Source organism: Micromonospora sp. NBC_00860, from assembly GCF_045207375.1.
Classification (GTDB): Bacteria; Actinomycetota; Actinomycetes; order Mycobacteriales; family Micromonosporaceae; genus Micromonospora; species Micromonospora vinacea.
The window spans coordinates 1053880-1073862 of the sequence record NZ_CP108825.1; the positions used below are offsets into that span (position 1 = coordinate 1053880).

14 protein-coding genes are annotated in these 19983 nt (G+C 66.3%); 4 read left to right on the forward strand and 10 right to left on the reverse strand.

Features of this window, described 5'->3' with window-relative positions:
• Positions 1-4: 4 nt before the first annotated feature.
• From OH804_RS04760 to OH804_RS04775, 4 genes are all read right to left on the reverse strand, one after another.
• Positions 5-754 (reverse strand): hypothetical protein, encoded by a 750-nt coding sequence (locus OH804_RS04760; RefSeq protein ID WP_406063036.1) that lies wholly within the window; start codon positions 752-754, stop codon positions 5-7.
• A 36-nt stretch (positions 755-790) separates the two neighbouring features.
• Positions 791-1108 carry a hypothetical protein gene (locus tag OH804_RS04765; RefSeq protein ID WP_357633324.1) on the reverse strand — a complete coding sequence of 106 codons (318 nt, stop codon included), beginning with the start codon at positions 1106-1108 and terminating at the stop codon, positions 791-793.
• On the reverse strand, positions 1101-1763 hold the full coding sequence (locus tag OH804_RS04770) for a hypothetical protein (protein WP_406063038.1): 663 nt from the start codon (positions 1761-1763) through the stop codon (positions 1101-1103). Before OH804_RS04770 ends, OH804_RS04765 begins: the two co-directional genes overlap by 8 nt.
• Positions 1764-1971: 208 nt before the next feature.
• Positions 1972-3867 carry a tyrosine-type recombinase/integrase gene (locus OH804_RS04775; RefSeq protein ID WP_406063040.1) on the reverse strand — a complete coding sequence of 632 codons (1896 nt, stop codon included), beginning with the start codon at positions 3865-3867 and terminating at the stop codon, positions 1972-1974.
• A 622-nt stretch (positions 3868-4489) separates the two neighbouring features.
• On the opposite strand from OH804_RS04775, the gene OH804_RS04780 reads away from it, so the two are divergent.
• Together OH804_RS04780 and OH804_RS04785 are read left to right on the forward strand one after the other, a co-directional pair.
• On the forward strand, positions 4490-7141 hold the full coding sequence (locus tag OH804_RS04780; RefSeq protein WP_406063042.1) for a DUF3696 domain-containing protein: 2652 nt from the start codon (positions 4490-4492) through the stop codon (positions 7139-7141).
• Positions 7141-8187 (forward strand): hypothetical protein, encoded by a 1047-nt coding sequence (locus OH804_RS04785; RefSeq protein ID WP_406063044.1) that lies wholly within the window; start codon positions 7141-7143, stop codon positions 8185-8187. Before OH804_RS04780 ends, OH804_RS04785 begins: the two co-directional genes overlap by 1 nt.
• Before the next feature lie 525 nt (positions 8188-8712).
• On the opposite strand, the gene OH804_RS04790 is transcribed toward OH804_RS04785, so the two are convergent.
• On the reverse strand, positions 8713-12348 hold the full coding sequence (locus tag OH804_RS04790) for a hypothetical protein (protein WP_406063046.1): 3636 nt from the start codon (positions 12346-12348) through the stop codon (positions 8713-8715).
• A gap of 1330 nt (positions 12349-13678) precedes the next feature.
• Between OH804_RS04790 and OH804_RS04795 the strand changes: the two genes are divergently transcribed.
• A complete protein-coding gene (locus tag OH804_RS04795; protein ID WP_406063048.1) occupies positions 13679-14140 on the forward strand; it encodes a DUF6924 domain-containing protein in 462 nt (153 codons plus the stop codon).
• 184 nt (positions 14141-14324) lie between these two features.
• On the opposite strand, the gene OH804_RS04800 is transcribed toward OH804_RS04795, so the two are convergent.
• The 5 genes from OH804_RS04800 to OH804_RS04820 all read right to left on the reverse strand — a co-directional run bounded on the left by OH804_RS04800 (position 14325) and on the right by OH804_RS04820 (position 17183).
• Positions 14325-14681, reverse strand: coding sequence for an AEC family transporter (locus tag OH804_RS04800; RefSeq protein WP_406063050.1), 357 nt, complete (start codon positions 14679-14681; stop codon positions 14325-14327).
• Positions 14682-14704: 23 nt separating this feature from the next.
• Positions 14705-15925 (reverse strand): HEAT repeat domain-containing protein, encoded by a 1221-nt coding sequence (locus OH804_RS04805; protein WP_406066428.1) that lies wholly within the window; start codon positions 15923-15925, stop codon positions 14705-14707.
• Between the two features lie 109 nt (positions 15926-16034).
• Positions 16035-16502, reverse strand: coding sequence for a hypothetical protein (locus tag OH804_RS04810; RefSeq protein ID WP_406063052.1), 468 nt, complete (start codon positions 16500-16502; stop codon positions 16035-16037).
• Positions 16478-16612 carry a hypothetical protein gene (locus OH804_RS04815; RefSeq protein WP_406063054.1) on the reverse strand — a complete coding sequence of 45 codons (135 nt, stop codon included), beginning with the start codon at positions 16610-16612 and terminating at the stop codon, positions 16478-16480. Before OH804_RS04815 ends, OH804_RS04810 begins: the two co-directional genes overlap by 25 nt.
• Before the next feature lie 136 nt (positions 16613-16748).
• Positions 16749-17183 (reverse strand): hypothetical protein, encoded by a 435-nt coding sequence (locus OH804_RS04820; RefSeq protein ID WP_406063056.1) that lies wholly within the window; start codon positions 17181-17183, stop codon positions 16749-16751.
• 816 nt (positions 17184-17999) lie between these two features.
• On the opposite strand from OH804_RS04820, the gene OH804_RS04825 reads away from it, so the two are divergent.
• Entirely contained in the window at positions 18000-19670 is a 1671-nt protein-coding gene (locus OH804_RS04825; protein ID WP_406063058.1) for a glycoside hydrolase family 10 protein, read from the forward strand.
• Positions 19671-19983: the final 313 nt, after the last annotated feature.

The window sequence follows — 19983 nt, forward strand, 5'->3', positions numbered from 1 at the left end:
GGCTCTACCCGCGGACGGCTTCGGGCCAACGGCCGCCGGGGAGCTTGGAGTAGTCACCGACCTGCGTCGCGATGTCCCGGACGTTACCCAGCGCGTCAACGAAACGTTCACCGATCCGCAGGAGGGTGTCCAACCCCGCGGTGACGATATCGCCGACAGACCCGGCCAACGTGTCGATGGCCCAGGGAATGTTGATGACCGTCGTCGCGTCGACGGCGGCCTGGGCGAACTTACCCGCCAGCTTGGTGACGATCGTCGCTAGCTCGACCGCGTAGTCAACGTTGGCCCTAGCGATCTTGAACAGCCACTGACTGATGAACTCCGCCTTGAGAACGGACTCGTCAACCGCCGCCCGCTGTTTGACAGCCTTGTCGGCATAAGCGCGGGCCGCGTCGCCGGTCCACTTGACCAGGTTCTGGTCGACTGGCTCACTGATCGCGAACGACAGCTGGGAGACGGGCGTCTTCACCTCGGTGACCCACCGGAAGCTCATCGAAATGAGCGACAGCACCGGCAGCTGGTGCTCCAACGCGTGATCAACCCGATCCATGACCTCCCGCAGGCCGCGGCGCGCGGCATCAATGTTGTGCTTGATCCACAGCAGCGCCGCCGGGCCGATCAGCCACGCCCACTCGTTGACCCGCGAGACGACGTCGTTGAACCCCTCGACGGCAAGGTCCACGCCGACGCGGATCTGGTCGAAGGCCTTGTTGAACGGCTCGCCGTATTCCAGGTCCGGCGGTGCGGGCTGCATCGGCTTGTGTGTCCTTTCGGGTCGTCGCGTCCGTGCTTAGGCTTTGTAGATCGTGTTGAGGTCCAGCGAGATCACCTCATCGGCCCGGTCGTAGGCGTCGGCGACGCGCCGAAGGGCGTCACCGACCTGCTCAAACTCCGTCGCCGCCCCGGCGAGGATCGCGACCATGAAGGTGTGGAAGTCGCGGTACGCGGCTGAGTGGACGCCGGCGTTGACGTCGCCGATGTAGAAGGCAGACGCGTCCAAGCTCAGCCCTTCTGCGGCGCCCTTGATGGCGGCTGCGCTGTCGGACAGCTGCAACCACTTGCCGCCCTCGGTACGCAACGCATCCGTGATGACGTTCAGCTCATCCACCTGGCCACCCCTCAAGGTCGTGTTGATCTGCCCCTGCCAGGTCGAAGGCGCGAAAGACGGACCGGGCTTCGAACTGCAGCTGACCGGCGTCGGCGCGGGCGATCCGTCCCGTGTCGCCGGTGATACCGACAATGCTGTTCGCGCGAATCCGCAATGTCAGACAACCGTTGGGGCTGGTCATGATCTGCTCGACTGGGGAGACGCGCAGTTGTGCCACCCGATCCAGCTCCGCGTCGAGGCCCTGCAGCGTGTGCCACGTCGCCCGGGACCACACGTCCGCGTCGAGCTCCTGCGACGCCTGCATATCGGTTCGGCGTGGCGGTGCCGGCGGAGCCTGCCCCTGAAGTTTCTTCAAGGCGGCCTGTTCCAGTGCGGCGCCGAGGCCGGCGCTGTAGGCCTCGAAGAGCGCGGTTGGGAACCGAGCCACGCCAACCTCGCCGCGCCACTCACGGCCAACCGTGACGGTTTCCACGCGGCGTTGCGTGTCGATGACCACGGAGACCGATCCGGTGGCATCAGATCCACGGAAACCACCCGTGCGGGAGAGATGCCCACTCTCCCGCAGTAGCTGCCCGACCTGTCGCTGAAGCGCGGCCTCGTCACCGAGGAAATCAAGGTTTGCTAGCGACAGGCGTGGGTCGCGTCTGTCGTTCATCCGTGCCTCGGTTCCTCACGTCAACCAACGAGTGGCCATCGGGCTGATCTCCAGAAGGCAGGACCACCGTACGTGAAACCTTGTCAACTCGCAGTACCCGTGCCCGCCCGTCGATGCGACGTCGTCATCGGGCGAACTGGCCGAAGACGCGGATCGGGCAGCTTGCCAATGCCTACGCCTTCGGGCGCAAGACCCACCGTCCTCTTCACTAGGGACGAGTGCTGATAGCAGCTACCCGCGCGGTAGCCCGTCCTCGGTGGCGGGAAAGGAGTTCGGCGGCGGCTTCGGCTTTGGCGCGTTCGACGTCGAGTTCGGCGATGACCGAGGTGTAGACGTCGGTCATGGCGGTGGAGGAGTGGCCGAGGAGTTCCTGGATGTCTTTGAGGTCGGCGCCGACGGCTTTGAGGTAGGTGGCGGCGCAGTGCCGCAGGTCGTGTAGCCGGATCGGGGGTAGGTCGGCGTCGCGGACGAGGGTTTCGAAGCGGTCGGTGACGGCGTTGGGGTGCCAGGGCTTCCCGTCAGGCTGAACGAAGAACAGTCCGGTGTCGGGCCAGGCCTGACCGGCGGCGAGTTTCCACTGGGCGCGGCGGGCGTGGTGGGCGCGCAGGACGACGCGGGTGATGCTGGCCATCGCCATGATCCGGTTGCCGGACTCGGACTTGACCTTCTTGATCACAGGTGTGTAGCCGTGGGTGGCCATCTGTTGGGTGACGCTGATCATCGAGGTGTCGAGGTCGACGGCGGTGTCGGTTAGTCCCACGGCCTCGCCGCGGCGCAGTCCGCGGTGCAGGATGAGCGCGAACAGCGGATAGAGGGCGACATCGTGCTCTTCGGCGTGGTCGAGGAACGCGCCGGCCTGCTGAGGTGTCCACACCATCACCGGGCTGGGCCGCTCGCCGGTGTCGCGCCACCGTTGTAGGGCTTTGGCGGTCCAGACCCGGGCTTTGGGGCGTACCCCGGAGGGCAGCTCGATGTGGGCGGCGGGGTTGAAGTCGATGAGCCGGTTGTTGCCACGGCGAATGGCGTCGTTGAGTGCCTTGCGTAGGGTGGCGCGGATGCGGTGCATGCTGGCCGGTTTGGTGGTGCGCAGGCCGCGGACGCTGGCACGGATGGCGGGGTCGTCGCTCTGGCGGGCGATCTCGATGGCGGTGCTGCCCTCGGCGATGGCGGCGAACATGGCCTCGACGTGCTCCACTCGCAGTTTCACCAGGGCGATGGTGCCGAGGTGTGGGACCAGGTGGACGCGGATGTGCGACTCGTAGGCCAGCAGGGTGTTGGGTTGGACGCTGCTGAGGCTGCGGCGGGACGCCAGCCACGACTGCAGGTACTCACCGACGGTGGTCGTGACGGTGGCGGGCAGTCCGGCGCGGACCCGTCGGGCGATGGTGTCGCGGTCCGGCAGGGGTGCGCCGGCGGTGACGGCGAGGAGCATGTCGGCGATCTCGGCGGCGACTGCCGGGTCGTCAGCGGCGAGGGCTAGCAGGGCTTTGGCATGGTCGCGGTCGCCGGTGGCGGCGTCGCGAGTGTCGAAGGTGCTGCGGCGTAGCTGCCGGCGCGCCTGGCCAGGGTGGGTGGGCAGTTCGAGTTGGTAGGCCCACCGGCCGTGGGTGGGATTCCACGCTCCGCTCGCCCGGCGGAGCTGCGGGCAGCGGTTGCCGAGTTTGCGGCCCTCGCGGTCCCGGCAGGAACAGCGTTTGAAAACGGACCCTTTCGCCCTGTTCACGTGTGTCCCTCGGACCGAGCCTGCGGCAGTAGGTGACCGCGGGATCGGTCGAGGACGGTCCTGAATTGCCTCTCCGCCTGCGGTTGGCTCGTGCTCCGGCGGATGGCCGTGCTGGTTGGGCGGCAGGTGCAGGGCGTGGAGGATGGCCGCAACCGGCACCCGGTAGCGGCTGCCGAATCGGAGCACCGGGACGGGGAACTGGCCGGATTTGGCCAGGTCGTACGCGACCGAACGAGACAGTCCCATGATCCGCGCAGTGGTCGTCAGATCGGTAACTGCGCCCAAGGCGCTGATTCGCTCACCAGTCCAACTGTTGTCCGGGCCGTCGCCGCCAAACCTGGCCGGTGACACCGCATTAGAGACATGTTCCGAGATCTTCATCGCAGAGCGGTCCGCCAATGACCAAGTAGAGACGATGCTGACTGTGAACGGACCTCAACGCCAAGCGAGGGCATCCTGGGAGAGAACGCGCCGACGAGTGCAGAACCCTCGCTGCTCCCTGCTGACAATTCGAACCGAACACTGACAGTTTGTGATCAAAGTGCTTGGCAGGTGCAGCGCATCCTGTCCGAGTCGGCTATCTGACTCGGGGGGACCGTTTTGGACGCAGCCGGCATGCGGCGGCGACGGCCAGCGCAGGACCCGCCGGGCAGATGCGAATGCCGGCTGCGGCCCGGCACCCTTCCGGTGTCGCTGTTCGCATCGCGCGCCTGGGCCGTCTGCCGGGCGGCCATAAAGAGCCCTGCTGATCAGGAGAGTTTGTGACTCAATGTGGGACCAGGACGCCTATCGGGTCTTCGAGTGGTCTGGTCCCGGTCTCTCATCGCCAGGTGTGGCACCGCTGGGCCGGCGAGGAACGCGCTGTGCTCGCTACGAAGGTCATGGGACGTATGCTGCCCGGATGAATTTCACTTGCAGCTCCCGAGTGTGATGGGACTTTACGTTGATTGATGGGGCAGAGCCACGACGGCAAAGTGCCGAGGCCTTACTTAGCTGGCGGCTGTTGGACGCGGTCCGGGGCATCGGCATCGAACGCGGCGCTGACCTGGTCTTGGAAGTCCTGTTTGTACGGTGGACAACGGCGGCGATGCGGCATCCTGCCGAAGGCGCGTGGTCTGCGCTGGCAGTGGCGAGCCCGAAGCGGAAGGCGGAGCTGCTGCCGCGGCTGTTTCCGTTCGCTGACACCGACGGATGGCGGGTGGACCAGTCCGACTCGTTCTGCCTTGCACTCGAGGAGTTAGTCAAGATCGTCGACCGGCTGGACACCGGGGACCTCGCTGATCTGCTCCGAACCGTGGCCCTGACCTACGATGCGGTCCTCGATGCGCTGGAGGATCGAGGTGGCCACAGCAAAGCTGAGTTCGCCGAGTTCACCACGCCGAGGTCCGTCGCGGAACTGCTCGCGGCACTGACCGTAGAGGCCGGCGACGACGTTCACGATCCAGCGTGCGGGTCGGGCAACATCCTGTTGGCGGCACACACCAGCGCACCCAATGTTCGTGTAACCGGCAACGACGCGAACGCCCGCGCCGCGATGAGAGCCCGGATGCGCCTCTACATCCACGACGTCTACCAGTGGATCAACGTCGGCGACGCCTTCGAGGAGTTCGAACCCAGCAGCGCGGACGTGGTCCTTGCGCAGCCACCATGGGGCCTGCGCAAGGAGGACGACAGCAAACGGCTGTTCGCTCGGTACCTGCAGGGATCCGAGGCGGCCTCTCGCCCAGCCGTCACGCAACCAGGCGATCTGGCTTGGCTCGCTCTCGCCCTCGGCACCTTGAGAATGGGTGGCCGGGCCGCAGTGGTCCTGACCCCCAACAGCGTCTTCCCGCCGCACACGGCGAGCCAAGAGGAACTTCTCGCCCGTGACGCCGTTGAGGCCATCATCTCGCTGCCTGGAGGGCTGTTCCGGCACACCGTCGTCCCCACGGTCATTTGGCTGCTGCGCAACGCCGCCACGAAGAGATGCCGGAACAAGGTGCTGTTCATCGATGCGGAGAGCACGATAGAGGCCACGGGCAAAGGGGAACTTGAGCTGCCACCCCCGGCGATCGAAAAACTGGCCAGCCTTGTCCGTCGCTACCGGCAGACGGGCACTGTCGATGCTGATGGCTTCCTGGCACGCATCGTTCCAACGTTCGACATCGACTGTCGTAAGGGACTTCATCCTCGGCGGTTCCTCGACGATCCGCCTCCGGAAGCGGTCACTCACCCCGCGCCTGAGCGCACCATGCTCACCCAAATCCAGATCGCCAACTTCAAGGCATTTGGGCCGAATGGGACCATCGACCTCGCACCACTGACCCTCCTGTACGGCGCGAACTCCGCCGGCAAGTCCAGCGTCATCCAAGCCATGTTGCTGCTTAAACAATCCATGGCACGTGACGGGCTCGTCACCCAGGGCCCGCTCGCCAACGCAGGAGGATTCCCGGCGGTGGTGCACCAGCACACTGCCGCCTGGGTCAGACTGGGCCTGACCTATGGCGTGCTGCCCTCTTGGCTGCCACCTGAGGGGACGGTAGACCCTACCCTTCCCCGTACGGTCGACTGGAGTTTCGCGACCGGTACGCTGCCTTCGGGTGCTCTACATACGACCAGGTTCGCTTTTGGCTCTCATGTATTGCAGTTTGATGCGGACGAAGACCTTCTGCGTACCGATCTCGAGCAGGCTGCGGAACTCTTCCGTGATATTGGCTTAGGTGCCCTGATCTACCCATTCAGCGAGGACCGTACACGTGGTGACGTAGCTAAATGGCAGCGTAACCAGCACAATAACGCCCGTCGCGCGCTACGGGTTCTCCGAACCGGAGGCTCCGATCTTTCACTTCGGCGCCATGGTCTTCTGCCCGGTCCGGAGCCGATCCTGTCACGATCCCTGCAGGTGATGCCCGGTTTTCAGGACCACAACCTCGCCACCGCGTACGCCGGCAGGGTGGCCCGGATCGCCTCGGGGATCTCCATCGAGGTCCAGCAACTGCTCGAAAGCCTGGTCTGGCTTGGACCGCTTCGTTCCGCGCCGAGACGCGTCTACGACCGCACGTCGACCGGCTCGGATCCTGGCGACGGGATCCACACCGCGATGTTCCTTTTTGACCACCTCAGCGCGGTCGAGCAGGTGAACGAGTGGATGGCTCGCCTCGAGGTGCCGTACTCGATTGAGGTTGTGCCGCTGAACAGCGGATACACCGCAGATCTTGTGGGAGACCTCGTCACCATCGTACTGACCGACCAACGCTCCGGTGTTCGGGTTACCCCCGCCGACGTCGGGTTCGGCATCAGCCAGATTCTTCCGATCGTGGTGGAGCTACTGTCACGGCGAGAGTCGATCATCATGATTGAGCAGCCCGAGACCCACCTGCATCCCCGACTGCAGTCCCGGATTGCCGACCTCTTCATCGAGACGGCACAGGCGGGCGGCCGCGGGAACCAGCTCATCATTGAGACCCACAGCGAGCACATCGTGCTGCGCCTGCAGCGGCGTATTCGTGAAGGGGTACTCGATGCAAGCGACGTGGCGGTCATCTACATCGACCAGGACGACCGCGGCCGCGCCGTCGTGCACCGGCTCCGGCTCGACTCGGAGGGCAACTTCGTGGACGAGTGGCCACACGGATTCTTCGACGAGCGGCTCGATGACATGTTCGGAGCGTTCTAATGCACGCCCGCGTCGCTATCGCCTCGAACGCTCTTGACACCGCCGACCTGCCTCCTGCGGCAGCAGTGACCCTCCACCGCCTTCTACTCGATCGATTGCGGGCTTACGGGCGGCTTGCCTTCGCCAGCGATCCTGATGTCTCCGACCTGCTCTACGCGATCCGGAACGGTCCGGGGCTTCCTCCGGATGCTCGAAAACTGTGGAGTGAGGTGCTTCTGTCGTTCCACAAGCACCAGCGCATTTCCGTACAAAAGCCCAACACCACCCCGCTGGCCAATATCAAAGACATCGACGATCTCCGTGCTCGGTGGAAGAGCGCCGCCGACGTCGCTGTTGTGGCCTCCGCTTCCTGCTCGAAGCTTGGCGTGCCCGCGGACAAGGGCCTCCTGACGATCCCCGGCCTAAGCCCCGATGTGGCCACCACGTACGGCGCCGCATTCAGCCCAGCGATCGAGAAGTTCCGGAACCTTGCCGACGACGGATTCCTTCCGCACGGCAGCTCACGAAGCAGGTTCCAAACAGACGTGCTCGAGCCACTCGCCGCCGGGGCCCGCACGGCGACGATCGTCGACCGCTACTACTTCGCACGCCTCTGGCGAGCGACCACTGGCCACACCAGCAACGCGACCGGACACGTGGCTTGGATGCTCAGGCTTCTCGATGAAGTCATGGCCCCCGGCGCCGAGGTCCACATCATCGCCGATCGCTTCCCCAGCGCGCCATGGGTAGATGTCGACAACACCGCCGCGGCCCTGCTCGCGGCGTGGAGCCTCTCGCGTCCTGGCCGAGTCTGCAAAGTGTCATTGAGCCTCACCAGAGGAACGTCTGCCCATCCATTCCCGCACGACCGACACATCAGGTTCAGCACCGGCGCCGCCGTTCTACTCCCGTCGGGCTTCGACCGGTTCGAGCAACAGAACGTGACCGATGTCAACGGTGTCAACTGGGGCTATTGCTGGAAATCGGAGAAACTGGTTGCGCTGCAAGCGACGGAACAGCGAGCGGCAGCCCTGCCGCACAGCGCCAAGGTCATCGAGCGGCCATGACTTTGAGCGGCGCCGAGAAAACCTTCAAGCCGGCGATTAGGTGTCCGCCCAGGCGACATCACTCTTTGTCGCGTGGTGATGGACATCCCGAAAGTTTCGGATGCCGGGCTTGTCTGGACGAATGACCATGGGCCCTCGAGGTCCGGCACGTGAGCTCGGTTCTGCTGTCTAGCGCGCTCGGGTTGGCCGGCGTCGAGTGCCTGCTGAGTCCGGAGGTGCTGCTCCAAGTGCGTCGAGTGCAGCCTGCTCTGGCTACAACTGTCATCGGGGGCGGTCACGATGTCCGGCCGGTGGGGCAGGGTGAAGGGGCATCAGCCGGCGGGGCGAGCATGTCGACGGCAGTAGCCGACGCTCGGCGACGACGGGCGGCTCGCGGGAGCGTTCGAGGAGACAGGGGCGCCTGCCACTTATGCCGGTGCCGGGGATCGGCGTTCGTCGGCCGCCTTCGGTCGGTCGGCGAAGGAGCCGCGGCTCCGCGCGAATGGTGCCGTGGACGGCGCCGTGCTCTTCGTGCCGTGCAGGCTCTCAATCGCAATGGCGACATCCTCGCCTGAACCCTCCGGCTGGCACGAGGCTGAAGATCGAAGTGCCACTGGCGACGAAGATCCGACCGTCCTGGCCTGCGGCGAGGTCGTTCACCACGTCAACTACGTCGATAACGAAGACGTCGTCCTCCTGAACCCCGGTCGCCTGCACCGTGGCATCGTGGCCACCGGTGACTACGACGAGTTCGTTGCCGATGTAGGTGGCCGCCACATGGAACACCTCGCCGTCATGCTGCATCAGTTCTTCCACCGCGACCCCGGTCAGCGGATCGACGAGCAGTACCTGCCCGTCTTCGCGGGCGGTGACCACGATGTCTCGGCCTTGCAGCGATCCAGTGGCGACCGCCCACACCGGTCCGGCGGCTTCCGACAGATCGCTCAGCTGTTTCCCGGTCGTAGCGTCGAAGACGCGACAGGTGAAATCGTTGCCCACGACGGCCACGAAATTGTGCTTCTCCGCCCGCCCTATGGCCACTTCCCGCGCGGAGGAGAATATCTGGCAGATTTGATGGCCCGTCAAAGCGTTCAGCAACCGTACGCTGCCATCGTTGGCTCCGACTGCGAGAACGTCTCGGCCGTCGACGATCCCGAGAGCGAGAGCTGTCACGCAGTACCAGTTCTCATCGCTCCAGTCGCCGATTTCCTCGCGAGTCACCGCGTCGAAGACCTGCAAGGCGCCGCCGAAGCCGCCGCAGACGATGACGTCGCGGCCGGAGACGCGACCGGCGGTTATTGACATGTGCGACCGCACGCCTGACAACGGAGAGCCGACCGGCCGACCGGTGTCCGCATCGAACATACGCACGCCGTCGCCGGCGGACAGCACGGTAGATCGCCCGTCGATGAGCGCCACCGCCACTGCATCCACTTTGGTTTGGTGTCCAATCCGCGGGGTACCGGGGGCAGCCGTTAATCCGAGGTCATGGATGCGCACCATCGAATCGAGGCTGCCCGACACGACTACGTCACGTCCGCCAACCGAACCTACGGCGAGGCTTATCACTGTGTCAGTGTGTCCGCGAATCGTGCGTGCGACCTTTCCGGTGCTGCAGTCAATCAAGTCGATGGCGCCCCTCGTGTTGGCGGCCACCAGGAAGACCTGGTCGTCGCCGACGGTGGCGATGCATGTGGTCATCGCGTACCAACCGAGTTCACGGACCCGTTCGCCAGTGACCGGGTCATGCACCTGAATCGGCCCCATGCCGCTGGTGACCACGAGATCGCGGCCCTCCACACGGGTGAACGAAATCGCTGATACGCCGTCCTCAACGTCGCAGGAGAGCTCGTTGATGGTTGTGCCGTCGCGGCCGTCGAGTAGCACGACGCCGCTGCGTGCGGAGTACGCGATCACATCGCGCGTCCCGACGCGACCAATGGTTACCGCCGCATCGGTAGGCAGTTCATCTGCCACTCGATACACGAGCCGATCGGACACGGGATCATGCACCAAGAGGCCGGCGTCATCCCCAACGACTACCACGTCAAGCTCGCCTATCCGGCCTAGCGCCAGCGGGCCATGACCGCTGACCAGTAGCGAACTCGATGTCAGGGTGTCGGCGATGCGGACCTGGCCGCTTCCCGCCGTCACCACGACGTCGCGGCCTCCTATGTTGCCGACCGCGACGGCGTCTACTCCGCCGGGATGGCCGGGAAGCTCTGCCAGCAGACAGCCATTGACCGCGTCGGTAAGCTGCACCGCTCCCTTGGCGTCGCCACTGACAACTACTGTCCGCCCAGCGAACCGTCCGATCGACACGACCACGCCCTCACCCGTATGCCCGCCGATCACCTGGTGAGGATTGCCGAGGGAGTGTGCCCACCCGACTCGCAAACGGTCGGTGGACAGTGCCCCCATGGAAGCCTGGAGCTGGCACAGACCAAGGTGGGCCGCGCTGAGTGCGAAGAGGCGTCCCCGACGTCGCGGAGAGCGCCAGCGTGCATCGGTCGCCTGCCGTAGGACTGCGGCAATGGGTGCCACTTCCGGCGGCGGATGTGCCGGCAGTAGTGACAGCAGGCGGTCGAGGTCGGCCACTGTAAGGAACCGTGGATCATTGAGCAGCACCGGCAGCATTCCGGCCGCCTCCGCGTGGTCAGCGGCATGCGTGCGCCGATAGGCGTCGGCATCTGCCCAACCCCGTCCGCCGTCCGTGGCTGGAAGTAGCGTAGACAGCAGAGCCCGCTCGTCACGGTGTGGATCGTCTTGCTGGCGGAGCAGTTCGTCGTTCAACGCCTGGTGGAAGAGCCGAATGGTGCGGTCACCATCGTCGGTCTCATGATGTTCCAGGTACGCCGATGCCGGCGACTGCCGCAGGTCCTGAACGTGCATCCGCGTGACCGGATAGCCCAGCGCCTCGGCGAACTCAACCCAACGCCGCTCGTCGATGCCGTCCCCTCGTGCGTAGGCCAGCGCCGTCAGGAGGGCCCGCGTCATGGCTCGTTGCGAGGTCGGCACGGCATCGAGGTACTTGGTGATCGCCTCGCCTACTGTCGAGGGGATGACCGTGGGTTCGAATTCCGGATCGGCTGGGTCGACCGTTCGGTCACGCCAGCCGAGTTCAGTTGCCGCTAATGCTGCTACCAGGTAATTGCTTCCGGCGCGTTCGCCTATGGCCGTTGCAAGCCGTCCGGTAAGCGCCGGATCCGTCTGGTAGGAGGACCACGAGCCGCCTGGCAGGCCCTGGGTGAGCACCGCAGCGGCGAAGGCGCGCAGCCCGGCAGCGTCGAAGTACGTATCCGCATCGAGATCTATCAGATTGGCGCCTGCAGCAGAGCTGGCTCCCAGGCTGTAGAGCAGAGTGCCGGGGGCATGACGCTCTCGCCCACCCAGCGGGCGGGTGGCCACGACGACGCGGAGTCGCGGCAAATGGGCCAAGCCGACCAATAGATCAGCGATCGCCCGACGGTCGGTATCCGTGGCGGCCTCATCTAAGGCGTCGACCGCCAAAAGGAGGGATGGGCCACCCTCGCCGCTCAGGGCATGCAGCAGCTCAGTGGTGCTGTGGACGTCCCGTAGGTCCGCGAGCGGGGCTATCGCCTTGCGGACCTCGGCTTCATTGAGGCCGCGAGCGTGCACCGCCGCACCGCGGCCGACGTGGACGGCTTCTAGTCGCAGCACCGCATGGCCCAGCAGGGCCGATTTGCCGCCGCCTGGCTGTCCCGTTACCACCAAAGGTCGTCCCGGTGATCGTGCCGCAGTCCACCATGCGCATACCTGTGCCAGCGCCGCCTCGCGGCCGCGGAACAGGTCAGTCCCGGCCAGCCCGCTGCGGTGCCCACGGGCGCGGTGGGTGAAATGTCCCCGTGCCTCCGCCGACATAATCCATCTAGACGATGCCGCCGTCTGCGGCACGTCCGCTTGGCCCGGATAGATCCTCTGACGCTTGACTAGCCACGGACCATGCTCCTGCTCGAGCAGCCCGCAGCCGAACAGGAAGCCTCGCAGCGACCTCTCGGTAGCCGTCTTGCCGATGATCAGGTTCGAGGCGGTGCTACGAGAGATGCCTTTGCCCGCGCGGTGACTGAGTCGTTCCACGCTGTCGACGGAATGACCACGCTCGGCCATCAGCAGCCGCAGACAATCCCCGAACTGCTTCCGCTCCTGCGCCTGATCCAGCAAGGCAGAAAGATCCTGCTGGTCCCTTGGACCCACCGCACCCTCCAGTCCCGTCGCCACCGCCCCTGGATCTCGCCCAGGACAGAACCCGCATGAGATCAGATTATCGGCGCACACCGATTAGGAGGTCCATCGTCCAACTATGTCCAAGCCTCTTTCCGCTGGACCAATGGACTCCGATCGTGGTCATCACCGATGAGCTTCAGCCGTCGGACGCCGCGACACGACACGAAAAGGGGCTATCACATGACAAGGTTGGAAATGCGGGGCCTCTGGCTGGCTTGGGGACTGCTATTGAGCCTGATCACCGGTATCAGTGGCGGTGTACTTGTACACCTGAGCGGCGCCCACCCCGCTTCCGCGGTCATGACTGGTGCGGCCACGTTCTCGGCAACGCTGACGCTGATCCTGCTGACGATTTGCTTTCTCGCCTCTGCAACATCCACTACGTCCAGGCGGCGCCGATAGAGCCGACGCCGTCATTGTCGCCGGTCATCATGAGACCCCGCGCGTCCGTGAGAGTTGGCTGGGTGAGCTGGCACAGGGTGCGTCTTAGGCAGGGGAATGACACCACGTGGCCCGAAGCCCACACGGGCGCCGCCTGCGCGAAGGGAAGCCACGCAGGTCGGTCAACTGCCGGCGGTCTCGCGCCAAGATTGGGGGAGCGGGTTGGGAGCAGGCGGATGCACTGAACGGCGTTGAGCAGCGTCCAACGGCACCTAACGACATTCAACTGCACCCACCCCGACCTGCGCGTTCTCCTTTCCGCAGGTCAGAGTCGGTGCGGCGTCCTGCTTCACACCGGAGTGCTCTGCGGTTCTGCACAACAGTCGACAGCGCTCTATGTCGCCTGGTAGGGGAGTGTGCGCAGGTCAAGGCGGTAAGTGGCTGTTGGTTGGCCCGGCCTTGCAAGTGGGAGCAGATTGGGTGCAGGTTGGCGAAGTGGTCTCCGCGCCCGAAGTGCTCACCGACGCCAGACAGGGACGAGGCTTTGACCTGTGGTGATGCGGTGGAGCGGTGCGGCGTGACCTCCCAGTAGAGGTCGAAGTGGTCAGGCGTTGCTGCTCCCGGGATGGCTGGCGCCGGCCGGCGTCTCGGTTCGCCTAAGGACACGTCTGCAGACCGTGCTGCATATCGATGTGGAACGTTGCGGGTGAGCTTGCTGGAGTCCGCTGCAGTTCCGTCATTCGAGACACCGATCCCACGGGCAACGCCCTGAGCAGGCCCTTCAGGCTGGAGACCACTTCGGCGGCACCGAAGATGTCAGCCATGGTGCTCCCGGCCGTCAGTTGGGTGACGTCCGCTCAGCTGCCGGTGGCCTATCCTCCCGTGCGTGGATGAGCGCATGTGGCACCAGAGTTCCGACGTATCCCTTGTCATCCGTACCGATTTTGCCCATCCACAGGAATGGACAGCGATTCAGGCGGCGATCGCTGAACCGCAGACAGAAGATGGGTTCACCGCTTTCGTTGCATTCGTCGATGATCGTGCGTTCGAGGGGATCACGCCGTCGCAGCTCCTGGAGGTGGTGCCCGCGGATTTCAATCATGCCGTTGCCTTCCTCGTCGACACGAAGGCGCTGACCCACCCTGATCGGCCGATCCTGGTAGTCAACCTCTACGACTACGTGGAAGATCTAGAGGACCAGGGCAAGGGGCCGCAGTACGGTGCCACGTTCCGAGTCCTGCCGTCCGAGATGTGGTCGGTTCAAAACAACCTCACGATTTCGAACATGGACTGGGAAGATTTTTCCGACAATGCGAACGGCGAAGGCATCTTCCGCGGCTTCTACTAACACGCAACCTGATGCGAACATCTGCCGCCGACATGGCGCATTAGCCGTCCGTACACCCTCCCGGCCAGTACGGCATCGAGATCGCCCGCCGAATCATCAGGCGATGATCGTGGCTGCAGACCCGGCCGCCAGCGCCATGGTCGGCGTGACTCACCATGATTGCTGGACGAGTCAGCTGACGGACCTACCCGAGCAGCGCCGCCGCCGCGGCCAGGGTGGCCAGCGACAGCGTGGTGGTCACCACCACCGCCCGGTTGGCCACCGCCTCGCCGAGGCCGTACTCCTGGCTGAAGATGAACGTGTTCTGCGCTGTCGGCAGGCCCGCGCACAGCACCACGGCGAGCAACTGCGGCGCGGATAGGTGCAAGGCCAGCCCGGCCGCGTACGCGATGACCGGCTGTGCGACGAGCTTCAGCGCGGTGATCACGGCCAGCTCGGCCAGCTCGGCCGGCTCGGCCCGCGACGGCGCCGTGCGGTGCATCGACGCGCCGAGCGCGACCAGGGCGGCCGGAACCGCGGCGCCCGACAGTCTCGCCAGCAAATTGCTGACTGTGGGCTGCCGGGTCAGCGAGCGGTGGGGTTGGCTAGTCGGCCCAGTTCGGTTGCGGCGAGTTGGCGCAGGGTCTGGTCGGGGTCGCGGGTATACCGCTGGAGGATGTCCGGGGCAGCGTCGGGCGCGAGGTGTCTTGCCACGACCGCGACGCGCTGACGGACCAGTGGATCTGGGTCGTCCGCCAATTCGATCAGGAGTCGCCCCCGGAGTGATGGCCCGCGATCGGCGCTGGCGAGTCCGCTGAGGGTGGCCGCTCGTACTGCGGCCTCGCCGTCTCGTGCCAGCATCGTGAGTTGCGGCGTCACACGGGGATCCGAGTCGGCCGCCTTCGCCAGCGCTTTCGCGGCTTGGACTCGCAGTTGTGCGTCTTGGTCGGCAGCCAGCACCAGCAGCGCATCGACCGCCGCCGACCCTCCGACCGAGCCGAGAGCTTCCGCGGCGTTCTCGCGGACGTGCCGATCGGGGTCCTGGAGGAGCCGTTGCAGGGCCGGGGTCGCCTCGTGACTGCCGAGTCGCCCGAGTGCGTAGGCGACTATGGACCGTACTCGCGGTGTCGGATCGGCGGCGAGGGCAACGAGCGGTGCGACCGCGTCAACGCGGCCGGTGAAGCCAAGCCTGCTCGCGGCCGACACCCGGACCTGCTCGTCCAGGTCACGCAACGCCAGAACGAGCGCGCCGAATGCCCAGTCGTCGCCGGCTGGGTCAGGGATCGAGCCGACCGCCATAGACCTGATCTCTGGGTCGGCGTCGGTCACGGCAGCGGCCAGCAGCTCGACATCCTGTGCGTCGACCACGAACCCGAGCGCCCACAGCCCCACACGCCGCAGCTCCGGCGTATCACCCATGGCGAAATCACGGACCACACGCCGGCTGGTCGCCTGGTCTGCGTGCAGCAGCTCGATGATTTCGGCCTGGAGGCTGTCCTGGTCGTCCCCGAGATCCCGCGCCGAAGCGCGTAGCAGCACCGGCAGTGCCGCCACGCCCTCGATGCCTGCCAAGACACCGGCAATCAGATCCCGGCCGTAGAAGTTCCCCTCGTCGAGGAACCGGTCCAGCACCTCCCGCAGTCGGGGTACCAAGGTGGTGTCCCCGGATGCGGCCAGTGTCGTGACCGTCGGCGCGATGTCGTCGTAATCGTCCTCAAGCTCCACGGCATGCCGGACCACAGCCTCCAACGCCCCACGGCTGTCGATCATCCGGTCACCCTGCCACATCAACCGGCGGTGGAACACCGCACCCAAGCACGCATGGTCTATGGATCGAGCACGGATCTGCCGCAGACAACGCGCGCTACCCAATGTCACCACAACCCGATTGAGCCGGCCATCGGTCGTGCTGATGTCAGCGCAAATTCGAAGCTTCGATGATGGTGGCCGTTCCTACCGCGGGCCGGCCCTCGTGCATGGTGATCGTCATGCCCGGCCGCAGGTGACGCCAGAGGGCTGGGGACAGTGGGCCCAGGCGGACCGACCCGGGAGCGCCTGGTGGCAACGCTGGCGCGGACTCCACCCAGACGCGTGCCACGAGCAGATCGGGGTCGCCCGCTCCCGTACGGCGGCCGAGGTCCCACAGCGGTCGGAGGATGCCCTTGCCCGGGATCGGTGTTCGTCGGCCACCTTCGGCCGGCGACAGGAGTCGCAACTCCGCGCGGACGATTCCGTGGATGCTCTCCCACTGGCCCCAGTGGCACCACGCGGCGGCGTCGGGAAGCCACATCAGCCCGGCGCTGCCGATCAGCAGATCCCACCAGGCGGTCGGGGGTCGCCAACCCGTGTCGAGGTCTACTAGGAGATCGAGCGCGACTCCCACTCGTCGTGGTCGAGGTACTCACGTACGTCCACCACCGTCACGCCGGCTTCGTTGACGACATCAGCCGGGACCATGGCCGCAGCTCGAGCGAGCAGTTCGGCAACATCCACGCGCGGATTATTCAACGTCCCCGCAGCATCAGCGCAACGGCTCCCACCGGCCCATAGATCTGCCGCTGATCGGGCGAGTGAACGGCCGGTGGCCGCTCGGCAGGTGTGCGTTGCCGGTGCGAGTGCCCGGAAAGGGCTATGTCCAGGGTGGGATGTATCGGCCGATGTAGTCGCGGGCGCGGGGGCGCGGGTCATGCCAGTACTGGTTCGGCATGCGGTGGTGGTGCTTCTGGCAGAACTCAGCGAGACCGTCTGTGATCTTGAGGCGCTCTAGCGGTTGGCCTTCGAAGTCTGTGTTGACCGCCAGCAGTTGAGGCTCAAGATTCCAGCCTGAGTGGTCGAACGCCCAGCCGTCCCAGGCCGCGTAGGTGTGGAAGACCTGCCGCTGGCCCGGAAGGCGCACCGCGGCTATCTCGATGGACCTGTCTGGATAGGAATCCCGGCAGACCCAGGCGAGGATGTGACACGCTCCGGCAGCGAAGAAGGCCTGGTCCGTCCGGTCCCATGCGACCCGCTGGTCTGACCGCTCGATCGGCGTCCGACGAAACGCTCCCGCCGCTCTGGCTGCCATAGCCCGGACGGTAGTGGATGAGCCGACACATCCGGAGGGCTATCGCGCGCGGTTCCAGAGCGGTGTCGCGGCCAACGCGTCCAGAACGGCTCGTTCGAGGGCTACCGCAGCCGGCCTGTCTGCAGTGGTGGTCCATCGGAGGTGCAGGTCGGCCGACCCGGGCCCGATCGGGATTGTCGGTGACGAGGGCCCCGAGCACCAACGGAATGTCGAGCCGGGTGAGGCCGGCCAGTTGCGCGGTGATCATCGCCGCGGTGAGCGCCACGGTGGCCACCAACACGAACAAAGCCCATCCGGCCCAGTCCCTCTCAGCGGTGGTTGACGTCGCGGGCGTTCTCAGTCGGTACGGCCGCTTCGGCGGCGCAAGCGCCGGCGACGCCCGGTCTCCCGATGCAGGCGTCGGTCGGGCGCGCAGATGACCGGGTGTGAGCTGCCGAACCGCAGATCCGAGCTGTCGTCACCGGCACGCCGAGGTCCTCTCAGTCATCGCTCCACCCTCCGGCTGGACAAGGTGAAGATCCTGCGGAGCCGGACCGGACACCCGTTCCACACCAACAGGCGACGACAGTGGCCGCCCGGTTTATCGCCATAAGCGACCGGACCGATCACGCTGGCCTGCTCACCGAGATACGTGGAACGCCGTCACCATCACCATCGGCGACCGCTTTCCACCAGCCGCTGAAACCTGGTGCCCGCGTGACACTGCCCGGACGGGGCGAAGCGGGGGAGCGAGCTGGCGTCGCGCCGGCCTTAGCTGACCGTTAAGTAACGGGCCGCCTGGTTCACCCGGTGAGCCACACTCGGCAGACTGTGACAATGCCCGCCGCCGAGCCGTCCGCTCCCACCACCCACCGTCGTCGTACCCAGGCTCTCGTCGCGGTGGTCGTCGCGCTCGCTGTGGCGCTTGGGGTGGGCGGATGGTCGCTGCGGCACCGGGTTGTCGGCGACGGCGGCGCACCGAAGACCGGGGACGTCGCCGCGTTCGGCGCGGCCATCGACGCCGGCCCAACGGGCGGTCCGCCCAGCTGCGCCGGCCGGCCAGCCCGGGCGCCCCGCGAGCTGCGGGGCATGTGGATCACGACGGTGAACAACATCGACTGGCCGAGCCGGCGCGGGCTGCCGGCCGAGACGGTGCGGGCGGAGTTCCGGGGCTGGCTGGACCTGGCCGTGCGGCACAACCACAACGCCGTCTTCGTGCACGTACGGCCCAGCGGGGACGCGCTCTGGCCGTCCAGCTACGCACCGTGGTCGGAGTGGCTGACCGGGCACCGCGACGGCCGCGACCCGGGTTGGGACCCGATGGAGTTCATGGTCGCCGAGGCACACGCCCGCAACCTGGAGTTCCACGCCTGGTTCAACCCCTACCGGGGCGGCCAACCGGCCACGGTGGGCGGCCCCGGACCGAGGCTGGACCAGCTCGCGCCGGCCCACCCGTTACGGCACCACCGCGACTGGGTGGTGACCTACCCCAGCGCCGACCGGCCCGGCAGCCGCCTCTACTTCAATCCGGGCATGCCGGAGGCGCGCAAGTTCGTCGAGGACTCGATGCTGGAGGCGGTCCAGCGCTACGACGTCGACGGGGTGCACTTCGACGACTTCTTCTACCCCTACCCGGAGGCCGGGCAGGACTTCCCGGACGACGCGACGTTCGCCCGGTACGGCCGGCGCTTCGCGGACAAGCACGCCTGGCGCCGGGACAACGTGAACACGCTGGTCCGGGAGATGAGCGAGCGGATCAAGGCGATCAAACCGTGGGTGAGGTTCGGCATCAGCCCGTTCGGCATCTGGCGCAACGAGCGCACCGATCCCGCCGGCTCCGCGACCGCCGGCCTGCAGAGCTACGACGACATCTACGCCGACACGCGGCTGTGGGTGCGGAAACAGTGGCTGGACTACGTCGTGCCACAGCTCTACTGGCACGTCGGGTTCGCCAAGGCCGACTACGCCAAGCTGCTGCCGTGGTGGGTCGACACCGTGCGGGGCACCAGGGTGCAGCTCTACATCGGTCAGGCCGACTACCGGGTGGGTGAGCGCGGCGCCTGGCGCGACCCGGCCGAACTGGACCGGCAGTTGGCCCTCAACCGCCGAAACGGCGTGCACGGAAGCGTGCACTTCAGTGCCAAGCAGGTCCGCGCCGACAAGCTCGGGGCGGTCAGCCGCTACAGCCGCGCGCACTACGCCGGCCCGGCGCTGGTGCCCACGATGGCGCAGCTCCCGGCGGCGCCGCCCGCCGCACCCACGCTCACCGACGCCCGGCGTGCGGACGCCGGCGGGGTGGCGCTGACCTGGCGCGGCGACGGCCCCACCAGCTACGCCGTCTACCGGGTGGACGGCGACGAGGCCCGGCTCGTCGGCACCGCCCGAGGAACCGGCTGGATCGATCGCACCGCCCCGACCGACCGTCCCCTCTCCTATTGCGTGTCCGGGCTGGATCGCAGCGGGAACGAGGGCCGACTCGGCACTCCGATCTCCGTCGCCGGGCCCTGAGGGATACCTACGACAAGGAGCCGACCGCCAGCCGGTGAGGCGTCCTTCGTCAGCGCCCCGCGCCGGGCGGTAGTCACCGCGCCACCGTGGTAGCGGCGTTTCGTCGGTCTCGCGCTGCCTTTGCCTCCGCTCCGCGACGTCGCCACATGCCCCGCTCGCGCTGCCCCAGATGCCACCAAGGTCATGGGCCAACAGGGGCCACTTTCATCTAAAAATCTAAAAGTTTAGTTTGGTCAATCCAAAGTGATAGCGTCTGCGATCGATCTTTTGTGTTCCGAGACCGTACTGGCCCGTCCAGGGAGGAGAAAGTGCC

Bases quoted from the DNA above. Each gene is read 5' to 3' on its own strand.
- OH804_RS04760 (WP_406063036.1), bottom strand. From the start codon at position 754: ATGCAGCCCGCACCGCCGGACCTGGAATACGGCGAGCCGTTCAACAAG.
- OH804_RS04770 (WP_406063038.1), bottom strand. From the start codon at position 1,763: ATGAACGACAGACGCGACCCACGCCTGTCGCTAGCAAACCTTGATTTC.
- OH804_RS04775 (WP_406063040.1), bottom strand. From the start codon at position 3,867: ATGAAGATCTCGGAACATGTCTCTAATGCGGTGTCACCGGCCAGGTTT.
- OH804_RS04785 (WP_406063044.1), top strand. From the start codon at position 7,141: ATGCACGCCCGCGTCGCTATCGCCTCGAACGCTCTTGACACCGCCGAC.
- OH804_RS04820 (WP_406063056.1), bottom strand. From the start codon at position 17,183: ATGGCAGCCAGAGCGGCGGGAGCGTTTCGTCGGACGCCGATCGAGCGG.
- OH804_RS04825 (WP_406063058.1), top strand. From the start codon at position 18,000: ATGCCCGCCGCCGAGCCGTCCGCTCCCACCACCCACCGTCGTCGTACC.